General features: G+C 54.1%; 11 protein-coding genes. 4 read left to right on the top strand and 7 right to left on the bottom strand.

All coding sequences use genetic code 11. From position 1 onward, the window contains the following. Positions 1-38 precede the first annotated feature (38 nt). The 7 genes from prpF to PS2015_RS06490 form a co-directional block, all read right to left on the bottom strand. Positions 39-1,214: a 2-methylaconitate cis-trans isomerase PrpF gene (gene prpF / locus PS2015_RS06520; protein ID WP_058021457.1), complete on the bottom strand. Its 1,176-nt coding sequence runs from the start codon at positions 1,212-1,214 to the stop codon at positions 39-41. Further along, positions 1,211-3,832 (bottom strand): Fe/S-dependent 2-methylisocitrate dehydratase AcnD, encoded by a 2,622-nt coding sequence (acnD, locus tag PS2015_RS06515; protein WP_058021456.1) that lies wholly within the window; start codon positions 3,830-3,832, stop codon positions 1,211-1,213. The genes prpF and acnD overlap by 4 nt, the downstream gene beginning before the upstream one ends. A gap of 6 nt (positions 3,833-3,838) precedes the next feature. Then, positions 3,839-4,981 (bottom strand): bifunctional 2-methylcitrate synthase/citrate synthase, encoded by a 1,143-nt coding sequence (gene prpC / locus PS2015_RS06510; RefSeq protein ID WP_058021455.1) that lies wholly within the window; start codon positions 4,979-4,981, stop codon positions 3,839-3,841. A 70-nt stretch (positions 4,982-5,051) separates the two neighbouring features. Continuing rightward, positions 5,052-5,939: a methylisocitrate lyase gene (prpB, locus tag PS2015_RS06505; RefSeq protein WP_058021454.1), complete on the bottom strand. Its 888-nt coding sequence runs from the start codon at positions 5,937-5,939 to the stop codon at positions 5,052-5,054. Between the two features lie 28 nt (positions 5,940-5,967). Next, entirely contained in the window at positions 5,968-6,669 is a 702-nt protein-coding gene (locus PS2015_RS06500; protein ID WP_058023184.1) for a GntR family transcriptional regulator, read from the bottom strand. Positions 6,670-7,063: 394 nt separating this feature from the next. Then, the gene (locus PS2015_RS06495) at positions 7,064-7,864 is read right to left on the bottom strand and encodes a class I SAM-dependent DNA methyltransferase (protein WP_058021453.1); all 801 of its coding nucleotides are present in this window, start codon (positions 7,862-7,864) and stop codon (positions 7,064-7,066) included. A 71-nt stretch (positions 7,865-7,935) separates the two neighbouring features. Next, positions 7,936-8,316, bottom strand: coding sequence for a VOC family protein (locus tag PS2015_RS06490; RefSeq protein ID WP_058021452.1), 381 nt, complete (start codon positions 8,314-8,316; stop codon positions 7,936-7,938). Between the two features lie 137 nt (positions 8,317-8,453). On the opposite strand from PS2015_RS06490, the gene ggt reads away from it, so the two are divergent. The 4 genes from ggt to PS2015_RS06470 are packed head-to-tail and all read left to right on the top strand — an operon-like array spanning position 8,454 to position 13,263. Continuing rightward, complete coding sequence (gene ggt / locus PS2015_RS06485) at positions 8,454-10,211, top strand: gamma-glutamyltransferase (RefSeq protein WP_058021451.1); 1,758 nt, start codon at positions 8,454-8,456, stop codon at positions 10,209-10,211. Between the two features lie 2 nt (positions 10,212-10,213). After that, positions 10,214-11,011: a c-type cytochrome gene (locus PS2015_RS06480; protein ID WP_058021450.1), complete on the top strand. Its 798-nt coding sequence runs from the start codon at positions 10,214-10,216 to the stop codon at positions 11,009-11,011. After that, entirely contained in the window at positions 11,008-12,585 is a 1,578-nt protein-coding gene (locus PS2015_RS06475) for a SulP family inorganic anion transporter (protein ID WP_058021449.1), read from the top strand. Before PS2015_RS06480 ends, PS2015_RS06475 begins: the two co-directional genes overlap by 4 nt. 15 nt (positions 12,586-12,600) lie before the next feature. Next, positions 12,601-13,263: a hypothetical protein gene (locus PS2015_RS06470; protein WP_058021448.1), complete on the top strand. Its 663-nt coding sequence runs from the start codon at positions 12,601-12,603 to the stop codon at positions 13,261-13,263. Positions 13,264-13,267 lie beyond the last annotated feature (4 nt).

Here is a 13,267-nt window from a genome sequence, read left to right as displayed (position 1 = left end):
CCGGATGCCTTGATTCTGTGACAATGCATTAAAAACTGTTACAGTGGCGGTATGCGCACCCAGCCTTCCATCAGGGTACGGGCGCTGCGACTCATCATTGCCTTCTTGACCTGCCAATTACCATCCACCACTGCAGCGCTGGCGCCTACCCGTAAAGTGCCCGATGGGTGGCCGAAAGTCACCGCCTCGCGCTCGCCACCACCCGCAGCCAGATTAACCAGGGTGCCCGGCACAGCAGCGGCCGCGCCGATTGCTACAGCCGCAGTCCCCATCATGGCATGGTGCAGCTTACCCATCGACAGGGCACGCACCAGCAGGTCTATCTGATCTGCAGGCACCAGCTTCCCGCTGGATGACAGATACTCAGCCGCAGGTGCGACAAAAGCGATTTTTGGAGTATGTTGACGGTTCGCTGACTCGCTGACCTGCTTAATAAGGCCCATTCGTACGGCTGCATGCGCACGAATGCTCTCGAACATTGCCAAAGCCTGTTGATCACTGTTTATGGCATCCTGAAGCTCAGTACCCTTGTACCCAATGTCTGAGGCATTGACGAAAACGGTGGGTATCCCGGCACTCACCAAAGTGACAGGCAAAATACCGACACCCGGCACCTCCAGTTGGTCAATCACATTACCGGTCGGGAACATGCCACCGCCCGGCGCGTCATCGTCAGACGGATCCACAAACTCCAGTTGTACCTCTGCCGCCGGAAAGGTGACGCCATCCAGTTCAAAATCACCGGTCTCCTGCACCATGCCCTCAGTAACAGGCACATGCGCGATGATCGTCTTGCCGATGTTGGCCTGCCAGATTCTGACAGTACAAAGACCGTTGATTGGCACCCGCTCTGAATTTATCAGCCCTTTACTGATGGCAAATCCGCCAACTGCAGAGGACAGATTTCCACAGTTCCCGCTCCAATCAACAAACGCCTTGTCGATCGACACTTGTCCAAACAGGTAGTCGACATCATGATCAGGGCGTTCACTTCTGGAAATTATTACCGTTTTGCTGGTACTGGAGGTCGCCCCACCCATGCCATCAATCTGTTTCGCATAGGGGTCGGGGCTGCCAATTACCCTTAGCAGCAACTGGTCCCTGGCGGGACCTGGTACCTGCGCTGCATTGGGCAGCTCGTCCAGCAGAAAGAACACACCCTTGCTGGTGCCGCCGCGAATATAGGTCGCTGGTATTTTTAGTTGCTGAGTCATTCGCTGGCCCCTTGAGTATGAGCTTGCCCCTGCAGAAAGTCTTGTGCGAAACGCTGCAGTACACCACCGGCCTTAAAAACTGAAAGCTCTTCGTGGCTATCCAGACGGCACTTGACCGGCACCTCTTGCCGCCCACCATCACGGCGATGAATGAGCAAAGTCAACTCTGCACCGGGCGCCGGTTCCCCCTGTACATCAAAGGTCTCCGTGCCGTCTATCTCAAGCGTTTTACGCGTCGTACCTGGCAGGAATTCCAGCGGCAGCACACCCATGCCAATCAGGTTGGTACGATGAATACGCTCAAAACCTTCAGCCACTATCGCTTCTACTCCGGCAAGGCGCACACCTTTGGCCGCCCAATCACGGGACGATCCCTGGCCGTAATCTGCTCCGGCAATGATGATCAGGGGTTGCTTGCGCTGCATATAGGTTTCGATCGCTTCCCACATGCGCATGACTTTACCTTCCGGCTCAACACGCGCCAAAGAACCCTGTTCGACCTTGCCATCAATCACGGCCATTTCATTGATCAGTTTGGGGTTGGCAAAAGTGGCACGTTGCGCTGTCAGGTGGTCACCACGATGCGTCGCATAGGAATTAAAGTCTTCCTCTGGCACGCCCATCTTGCTCAGATACTCTCCCGCCGCACTGTCTGCCAGAATGGCGTTGGAGGGTGACAGATGATCCGTGGTTATATTGTCGCCCAGCACGGCTAGCGGACGCATGCCCTTCAATGAGGGCTCGCCGGCCAGTGCGCCTTCCCAGTATGGCGGGCGACGAATATAGGTCGACATGGGCCGCCAATCATACAGCGGACTGACCTGCTGAGACTCATCACGAGTGATATTAAACATGGGGATGTAGACATCACGGAACTGCTGTGGCTTCACCGCCGTTTTGACCAGTGCATCAATTTCTTCGTCAGAGGGCCAGATGTCTTTTAAGCGGATTTCCTTTCCATCAACCACCGCCAGCACATCTTTCTCGATATCAAAGCGGATAGTGCCGGCAATGGCATAGGCAACAACCAGCGGCGGTGACGCAAGAAATGCCTGTTTGGCATAGGGATGAATACGTCCATCAAAATTACGGTTGCCTGATAACACGGCCACTGCATACAGATCCCGGTCGATGATTTCCTGCTGTATTTCAGGTTCCAGAGCACCAGACATGCCATTACAGGTGGTGCAGGCAAAAGCCACCACACCAAAACCCAGCGCTTCAAGGTCATCAGTTAAGCCGGCTTCCTCCAGATAAAGCTTGACCGCTTTGGAGCCAGGCGCCAGCGAGGTCTTGACCCAGGGTTTTCGCATCAGTCCCAGCTTGCGGGCATTGCGTGCCAGCAAACCAGCAGCAATGACATTGCGCGGATTACTGGTATTGGTGCAACTGGTAATGGCCGCAATAATCACAGCGCCATCCGGCAACAGACCCTGCGCTTCCTGTTCGCGAGCCTGTTGCAGATCTTTGGCAATGCCCCGCGCTGCCAGATCACTGGTGGCCAATCGCGCATGGGGATTGCTGGGGCCGGCGAGGTTTCTGACGACTGAACTGAGATCAAACTGCAGTTCACGTTCATAGTGCACAGTCTTCATATCGTCGGCCCACAAACCACAGTGCCGCGCATAGGTTTCAACCAGCGCCACCTGATCATCTTCACGGCCGGTCAATTTCAAATAATCTATGGTCTGCTGATCGATGAAAAACATCGCAGCCGTTGCGCCATATTCCGGCGCCATATTGGAAATCGTCGCGCGATCGCCCAGTGTCAATGCTGCTGCACCTTCCCCATGGAACTCCAGCCAGGCACCAACCACTCGCTCTTTTCGAAGAAATTCTGTCAGGGCCAGCACCAGATCAGTTGCCGTAATACCAGGCTGTAACTTGCCGGTCAAATTGACGCCAACGATATCAGGTGTGCGCATCCAGGATGCCCGCCCCAGCATAACGTTCTCCGCCTCCAGTCCACCCACACCCACAGCAATGACGCCCAGGGAATCAACATGCGGCGTATGACTGTCTGTACCAACACAGGTATCCGGAAAGGCGACACCCCGATCGGTATAAATAACCGGTGACATTTTTTCCAGATTAATCTGATGCATGATGCCATTACCGGGCGGAATCACATCGACGTTTTTAAACGCATACTTTGTCCAGTCGATAAAATGAAAGCGATCCTCATTGCGGCGATCTTCAATATCACGATTCTTCTGGAATGCCTCTGGCACATACCCGCCGCACTCCACCGCCAGCGAGTGATCCACAATTAACTGCACCGGCACCACCGGATTCACCTGAGCCGGATCACCGCCCTGCTCGGCAATGGCATCGCGCAGACCGGCCAGATCAACAAGCGCCGTTTGTCCCAGAATATCATGACAAACGACTCGCGCCGGAAACCAGGGAAAATCTCTATCCCGACGCCGTTCAACAAGTTGCCTCAATGACTCTGTCAGATCCGCCGGATCGCATCGTCTCACCAGGTTTTCGGCCAGCACTCGCGACACATACGGCAGCCGGTCCCAGGCGCCGGCTTCAATGTCATTAACAGCCTGCCTGGCGTCATAGTAGTCCAGCTCTGTACCTGGCAAGGATTTCCTGTAATTAACGTTCATGCTTTTTTACCTTGAGGCAATAGGCGTGACTTTACGCGGTTCGGGACCAACATACTCGGCACTGGGCCGGATAATGCGGTTATCCGCACGCTGTTCCATGACATGAGCAGCCCATCCGGTCAGGCGACTCATCACAAATATCGGTGTAAAGAGTTTGGTGGGTATTCCCATAAAGTGATAAGCAGAGGCATGGAAGAAGTCGGCATTACAGAACAGCTTTTTCTCGCGCCACATCACTTCTTCACATCGCACGGAAACGGGATACAGTACCGTGTCACCCACATCAGCAGCCAGCTTCTGTGACCAGGATTTGATGATGGCATTTCGCGGGTCAGACTCTTTGTAAATGGCGTGACCAAAACCCATGATTTTTTCCTTGCGCGCCAGCATGCCCATCATTTCCTGCTCGGCATGCTCTGCATCACGGAACTTTTCGATCATCTCCATGGCCGCTTCATTGGCTCCACCATGCAAAGGCCCACGCAGTGAACCAATAGCGCCGGTCACACAACTGAAGATATCAGACAGCGTGGATGCACAGACCCGGGCGGTGAACGTCGATGCGTTAAATTCGTGCTCGGCATACAGAATCAGCGACACATTCATGACAGTGGAATGCAACTCGCTCGGCTTTTTGCCAAGCAGCATATGCAGGAAGTGACCACCAATAGAATCATCATCGGTATTCTCATCAATACGAACACCATCGTGACTGAATCGATACCAGTAACAGATAATAGATGGAAAAATCGCCAGCATACGATCGGCAGCTGCCTGTTGTGTCGGGAACTGTCCTACTACAGAGGTATCCTCAGGTTCCAGGTTACCCAGCACCGAGCAGCCAGTACGCATGACATCCATCGGATGGGCATCTTTTGGAATTCGCTCCAGCACTTCTTTTAATGCTTTAGGCAAACCGCGCAAAGATTTTAATCTGGCTTTGTATTCAGTCAATTGCGCCTGTGTCGGCAACTCACCTTTGAGAACCAGATAAGCGACTTCCTCAAACTGACAATTTTCCGCCAGATCTTCCAGATCGTAACCACGATAAGTCAACCCCGAGCCTGACACACCCACGGTCGACAGGGCTGTCTTACCGGCCACCTGCCCGCGTAGTCCCGCACCGCTTAATACTTTACCTTCTGCCATGTTTTGTACTCCTTATCTGATTTTGATTCTTGATTCAATTCGGTTTACCTGCCAACCCTCTTCCGGAGCATCAGGACTGCTTCTGTTTGGCAAACAATGCATCCAGGTGCTCTTCGTACACGTGATAGTTAATCCTGTCATAGAGTTCCGCACGGGTCTGCATGGTGTCGACCACGTTCTTCTGAGTGCCGTCACGGCGCACAGCCATATAAACATTTTCTGCCGCTTTGTTCATGGCCCGGAAAGCCGAGAGTGGATACAAAACCAAGCCGACATTAACAGAGGCCAGCTCATCCACTGTATACAGCGGAGTCGAGCCAAACTCAGTGATATTAGCCAACACCGGTACCTGCAGGCGCTCGGTGAACTTCTGGTACATGGACAGTTCCGTAATGGCTTCCGGGAAGATCATATCCGCGCCAGCCTCAATACACGCCTCGGCACGATCCAGCGCAGAATCCAGTCCCTCCACAGCCAGCGCATCCGTGCGGGCCATGATCACAAAACTCTCGTCCGTGCGTGCATCGACCGCCGCTTTGATGCGATCGACCATTTCCTGTTGAGTCACAATCTCTTTATTGGGCCGGTGGCCACAGCGCTTGGCACCCACCTGATCCTCTATGTGCATGGCCGCCGCGCCAAACTTGATCATTGATTTAACCGTGCGGGCCACATTAAACGCGCTGGCACCAAAACCGGTATCCACATCGACCAACAGCGGCAGATCACAGACATCGGTGATGCGGCGCACATCAGTCAGCACGTCATCAAGACCGGTGATACCCAGATCGGGCAAACCCAGCGACCCTGCCGCGACGCCCCCACCAGAGAGGTAAATGGCGCGAAATCCCGCGCGCTTTGCCAGCAGCGCATGATTGGCGTTAATTGCCCCGATTACCTGCAGCGGCTGTTCTTCTGCCACTGCTTCTCGGAAAAGTTGTCCGGGTGTCTTGTGCATAATGTACTCCTGAAAGATTGCCAAATATTCAGTCGCGGTCGCTCTGCTCCCGCATCAATTGTTCAATATTGCGCCTTGAGGCACTGATATGCCGCCGCATCAGTATTTCCGCCAATTCACCATCGCGGTCAGCGATTGCCTCAATAATCCGGTGATGTTCTGAAAAGGCTTGTTGTGGCCGTCTGGGTACCGTGGAATAGCGATAACGATACATTCTGAGCAGGTGATAAAGGTCGCTGCACAAAAGATCATGCAACATTCTGTTCTTGCTGCCCTTGATGATCAGGTAATGCAGATCCAGCTCGCCTTCCTGCTGATAATAGGATTCATTGCTGTGCAAGCCACTGTGCTGCTCATGCTCGGCCAACACCTGTCGCAAGCCGGCTATTTCTTCGATGCTCATGTTCTGTGCGGCCAGCCGACAGGCCATACCTTCCAGGCCCTCGCGCACGTAGTACAGCTCCAGCAGTTCCTCATAGCTCAGTGATACCACTCGCACACCGGCATGCGGAATACGCACTACCAGACGACGACCTTCGAGTCTGCGTATGGCTTCTCGCAGGGGGCCGCGACCAATGCCGAAGGTACTGCTCAGATACTGTTCGCTCAGTCGGGTACCTGGCGCTATCTCTCCTTTGACAATGGCATTCTGGATGCGTTCAAAGGCGCCATCAGACAGGGTCTGTGGGTTATCCGGGCGACTCACAGAGGCAGATTGTAGATGATCCATGGGTTGAAAGGTCAATTTAGCGGTATATTTGGGTGCATGGTCACCCAATATTATCAGATTGTCAACAATACAGCTCGAAGCTCGGGCAGTGGAAGCCCTGCTGCAATGGCTTTCGATCAATCGGACCGACCGCATCCTTTTGCCATTCCCCCGGCGGGGGGGGGAACTCGACGTCGCAGCTGCACCGTTCCGGACTCAGACAGTCCCGCCCGCTGATCGGGAGAATGGCAAAAGGATAAACGCGGTCTGATTGGTCCTCATCGATCGAAAGCCAATGCAGCAGGGCAACACTTCGTAGTGGGAAATCTATGAGTTTGAGTTGCGTCACTCAATGCCGCCAGATCCGGTTTAGCTGAGTTCCGAGCGTGTAGGCTGGGCGGGCTTTATCGTCACTTCAGCCAGGATGCTGTCCGGCATCGGGAATAGCAGTCTCTGGTTTGCAGGCTATAAAAATCACATTGTCTGACTCGCCCTTCCAGGGGATAAACGCGCCGTAGTTGTGCTCCAGCACGGTGACTTCAAATCCCGTTTCGCTAAGGATCGACTGCAACTCCCCTATGGTGATGGCCGTCATCTGGTGTTGATCATGCCATTGCTCGCAGCCTGCTGAGTCTTGACGGGTAATGGTCAGATGTAAATCCAGCGTTTCCCCCTGCCCCCGGTAATGCCAGGCCGAGCGGAAAGTTAATTGTTGCTCGCCTCTTTTGATCTGCGTGACCACCGGCCGCTCGGTCAATGCTCCCTGAGCATTGACCGCATTGAATACAAACACGCCTCCGGGTTTAAGTGCCTGCAGAACCCTCGTGAGCGTCTGGCGCAAGGAAGAAACCGGATGGCTGTAATGTATGGAATATAGAAAACAGCTCACCAGATCATATACTTCGTGCACGTCAAGTGCAGACATATCTGACTCGATGAGTCTGGCCCGCGGGACTTTGACCTGTGCCTGTTTCAGCATGGCCGGATTCAGATCCAGGCCATGCAGCTCATAGCCATAGGCCTGCATACGCGCAAGATGTGCGCCGGTGCCGCACGCCAGATCCAAAGCTACTGCACCGTCCGGACTGCCAAACGCGCTCAATACCCGATGCGCAAAGGCAGACTGTTCGTGGTAATCCACGCCAGCACAGAAGTCATCATAATACGCAGACAAATCGCTGTATAACGCATTATCTGCAACAAGCGTTTCAGACATAAATCTCACATATAAAAAGACGCCCTGTCATCGCCTTGCAAGCAGCACGACAACAGGGCGCCTCGAACAAATCAGCTCATCCAGTGCAGGGCACAGACCTTGTTGCCTGACGGATCTCGCAAATACGCCAGGTATAACTTCATACTGCCGCCCTCACGAACGCCGGGGGGATCTTCGCAGGTCACTCCACCACTTTCCAGTCCCGCCTTGTGCCAGGCCTCGACGGCTTCGGGGCTTTCAGCGGCAAAACCAATGGTGCTGCCATTGCCATTACAGGCCGGATTACCATCAATAGGCTTGGACAGGGCAAACACCCCGGTCTTGGTGCGATAGAAACAACGGCCTTTGTCATCCATCGTCCCCGCGGACACACCCAGAGCGCCCAGCGCGGCGTCATAAAATTTCTTGGACTGGGCCACATCGTTGGCGCCCAGCATCACATGACTGAACATCGTTTAACTCCTTTTTATGTCGTTGTTTGTTACTTCAGATTAAAAAAGTCATATATAAATGCTTGTATCGACTAAAAAACGGCTTTAATCTCATCATCTCGTCACTTTCCTGAACAGTCACCCAAATGAGTTCCGTCATGAAGCAATTTGTTCTGATCCTGAGTCTGTTTACCTTTGTAGCCTGCTCAGAGGCACCGCAACAGCCCTCGCCGCAAAGTGATCCTGCACCAGAAGCGCTTACAGAGCAAGCGTCCGGTTGGACCAAAGGTTATATGGCGGCTGTCGCCAATCCCTACGCCACTGAAGCTGCTGCTGAAATGCTCGCCATGGGCGGTCACGCTGTGGATGCGGCCATCGCCGCGCATGCCGTACTGGGTCTGGTAGAGCCAGAAAGTTCAGGTCTGGGCGGCGGCGGATTTATGGTGGTCTACGAACAGGATACCAAGTCCGTCAGATTTCTGGACGGACGTGAAACCGCGCCGGCCGCTGCCACCGCTGACATGTTTGTGCGGGATGGGGCAACCATGGGCTTTCTGGACGCCTGGCAAAGCGGCAAGGCGGTCGGTGTACCGGGTACCATCGCCCTGTACAAACTTGCACACGACAATTACGGCAAATTACCCTGGGAAACCTTATTCGAACCAGCTATTCATCTTGCCGCCAATGGCTTTGTTGTACCTGCCAAACTGGCCAATTATCTGCCGCAGATGGCTCAGATCAGTCGCCTGGATGAAAACCCCGGGTCCGCAGAGTATTTCTATCCCAATGGCCAGCCTCTCAGAGCCGGTTCGATTATCCGCAACCCGGAATACGCTCAGACATTACAACGCGTCGCCGCCGAGGGCCCATCGGCCTTTTATAGCGGCGAGATTGCCGAGGCAATTGCCGCCGCAGCTCAGGCCGGCCCCGACGGCGGCAGCCTGACTGTAGAGGACATCGCCGGATACCAGGCTTTAGAACGTCCGGCAATCTGTGGCCCCTGGCGTGAACTGCAGATCTGCTCAGCCACGCCACCTTCATCCGGTGCCATGCAGATCATGATCGCCAACATGTACGACCACCTGCTACCTGAAGACGCCTCAGCGGAGCAACGCATACAGGCCTTTGTGGACGCTCAGCGACTGGCTTACGCCGACCGTGACTACTATTTCGGTGACCCGGATCGGGTTGAGGTACCGCTGGATCAATTGCTCGACCCCCGCTATCTTGAGTACCGCGGCAATAACCCGGCAGAGCCTTCAGGCACACCTTTGCCCGGTGATCCCGCAGCCGTTCTGGCTCAGGGTACGGCCGCCATCTGGGCGGCTGACAGCACCTATGAAGCCGCCGGTACCACTCACCTGTCGATTGTCGACAATGAAGGTAATGCGGTCTCTGCAACCATGACTGTTGAAGCACCCTTTGGCTCAGCCCGCTGGGCCGCTGGTTTTCTGCTGAACAACGAAATGACTGATTTTGCGCGCGACTATGATGCCAGCCAGCCTGAAGCCGCTAACATGGTCAGGCCCGGTGCCCGGCCCAGGTCATCCATGTCGCCATCCATCTTGCTGGACGATGATGGAGAATTGTTTATGGTCACCGGCTCACCGGGTGGCAATTCCATTCCTGCCTATACCGCCAAGACCGTACTGGGAATTGTTGATTGGGGCCTGTCTGTGCAAGAAGCCGTCAATTTTCCGAACATCATCGCCCGGGGCGATACCGTCCGTGTGGAAATCAGTGTCGACTCAGGGCAGCAGCAGGCCGACCACCTGCGTGCCACGGGTTACAATGTTGAAGAAACCGACGGGGAAAATTCAGGACTGCACGTTATCCTGGTTACCGATGAGGAGTTAATCGGCGCCGCCGATCCGCGGCGCGAAGGCACAGTGGCTTCGGGAATGGCAGTGAACTGAACATGACTGTGAAAACTGGCATCTGCACGCTGCTATGCGTGCTTTCAGCACTGATCACTGCGATAACTGCCCATGCTCAGCCGCAGCAGCCGAGCATTGATCAGTTGCTTGATGAGCCCTTCCTTGATGACTACTACTCCAATGTTGTTTATGGATATAACATCATCACGGACACCCAGTCTCATGCCAGTCGTTATGTCGGCAACCGCCTGAATTGCACCAATTGTCATCTGCAGGCAGGCACTGTACCGGATGCCCTGCCATTAAATGTCGCTGGTATGTATCCGAAATGGCGAGCCAAGAACGGCAAACGCAATGGCATTGGCCTGCGTATCCGTGAGTGCTTTCTGTACAGCATGGATGGCATCATGCCACCTGAAGACGCGCCAGAAGTATTGGCAGTGTCGGCCTATGTAACCTACCTCTCGCAAGGCCAGATCATGGGGGCAGAGCCAGAGGGACGAGGTGTACCCACCCTTCCTGACACCGGCTACGATCCCAACCCCGCTAATGGCCGCGCGGTCTACATGCAGCACTGTGCCAGTTGTCACGGACAACAGGGTGAGGGAGTGGCTGGCATGCCGCCGGTTTGGGGCCTGGACTCCTATAACAGAGGTGCCGGGATGAACCGTATTCAGGAAGCAGCCGGTTTTATCTGGGCCAATATGCCGCTGGGACAAGGACGCACACTGACGCACCAACAGGCGCTGGATGTTTCTGCTTATCTCAACCTGCAAATTCGCCCCGCGGATCCCAGAAACAGTAAATTCCTGAAACTGTTGGAACACCTGATAAATTGATTAACAAGCTAATCAAAGAGGCAGTACCTTCGCTGTCCTGGGTGCAGAAACCTGACCGATGGCGTACTGAAATATTTGCCGGCCTGGTCGGTGCCATTCTTGTCATCCCCCAGGGCATCACCTTTGCCTATCTGGCTGGACTGCAGCCTGAATACGGCCTCTATTGTGCAATTTTTGTGACCCTGTTCTGCAGTTTGATGGGTACCTCTTCCATGATGAGCGGTCCGAACACCGCCGTGGCGATTCTGATTGGTACCGCCGTGCTGCCATTGGCCGGACGCGGCAGCCCCGTTTATATCGACTTTGTTTTTCTGCTCTGCATGATGGTGGGCTTGATTCAATTGCTGTTCTGGCTGCTGCGTGGCGGACGCATCTTTCAATATCTGTCTCCTGCCGCTATCTCCGGTATTTCAGCCGGCGCAGGCTTTCTGATTATCATGGCCTCGCTGGACAGCATTCTTGATCTGTCGACATTCAAGACCACTTTCTTCTATGAAAAAATATTTATCATCGTTGACGATGCACGGGATCTCATAAATCCATTCAGCCTGACGATTGGTGCCACAACGATTGCAGCCGGTTACATCGGACGACGCTTTTCACCTCGCTATTTCATTATTATCGCTGTCACTGCCGGCTATCTGTGCGGGCTGCTGGTGGCCTTTATCTGGCCACAACCGGTCACTGAACTGGAGTATCTGGGACGCATGCCTCTGCAGTGGCTGCCGTTTAACATTCCGACGGTCAACCGGGAATACCTGATGATCAGTGTCTCGTTGATCCCCTATGCAATCACCATCGCCTTTATCGGTCTTGCGCAGTCTCTGGTTATCGTGCGCGAGCTGAAAATGGAAACTGACCAGGACATCAATCTGGACAAAGAAGTCTACGCACAGGGCATGGCAAACTTCCTGGCACCCTTCTTCTCAAGCTTTGCCGGCGCCGGCAGTTTCAACCGCACGCGCGCCAATCAAAGCCTCGGCGCTACCACGCCCCTGTCGGGCATCGCAGCCGCGGGCTTTGTCTTACTGCTGATCACGTTTCTTGGACCCATACTGACCTACATGCCAATGGCAGCCATGGCCGGCACCCTTTTTATTGTTGGTGCCGACATGATCAAGTGGCGTGATATCAAACACTACGCCCAGGTCCGTTCAGAGCTGGTCATCTATCTGCTCACATTCATCTGCATTATGTTTTTTGACCTCGCAGCGGGTGTTGTTGTGGCCGTATTTTTGTCAGTCAGTGTGTTTCTGATGCGTATTACCCAGCTAGAATTGCTACTGGAGAAAAACAACACCGGTATTGTGCTAAAAATCAAAGGCGCGCTGTTTTATGCATCAGTCGCCCATTTAACCGAAAAATTCCAACAACATGCCGGAGAGAATATGACTGTCGATCTGCAATATACGACACATATTGATCAATCCGCCGTTGACTTCTTCATACGAGAGGCGCGCAATATGCGCACTCACGGTACTCGACTGACCTTGCTGATAAACGACAAACAAGCCCTCTTTCTGAAAAAACTCGGCGCCAGTCGGGACATCGATCTGGTTTTAATTCAAGTATGACTACAGGAGATCATCATGAGCGATGAACAACAAAAATCAGTAGGCCGCCGTACTCTGCTGGCGGGCATGGGTGTCATGGCGGCGGCCGGCCTGGCTACTGGCAGCTCGCCAGCCTCGGCCCAGACGCCATCAAGCGGTTTCCAGCCCGCACGACACGATCAGGACAAATGGATGGATGAACTGCCAGGCAACCATCGGGTGTTTGTCGACTCCTCTACAACTACCGGTGGCGGCAGCGCACTGTGGTATGCAAACAATATTATCAGTGCCCATGAAGAAGCCTATGATGGCAAAGCATCTGACTACGCTATGATCGTGTGCTTCCGGCACATGTCCACGCCTTATGGCTTTAACGATGCCATCTGGGCCAAATATGGTGCCCTGCTCAATCGCAATGCCGATCCGGCGCCCACCAGCAACCCAATGAGCCAACCGGGTCCAACCAACGGAGGCAACAGCATAGCCAGCTCAGTTGAGCGTGGTATGCACTTTGCCATCTGTGGACGGGCTACCCGACGTTTTGCGGGCATGCTTGCCCAGGCCACCAATGGCAGTGCTGATGAGATTTATGCTGAACTGCTGGCCAACGGCATCCCCAACAGCCATTTTGTGGCAGCTGGCGTGCTGGCTGCCACGCGAGCGCAGGAATACCGTTACAGTCTACTCTACGCAGAATGAAAAA

The sequence above is a fragment of the Pseudohongiella spirulinae genome (assembly GCF_001444425.1).
GTDB lineage: Bacteria > Pseudomonadota > Gammaproteobacteria > Pseudomonadales > Pseudohongiellaceae > Pseudohongiella > Pseudohongiella spirulinae.
Note: the sequence above shows the minus strand (reverse complement) of the source record. Positions and strands in the feature narration are given on the sequence as shown.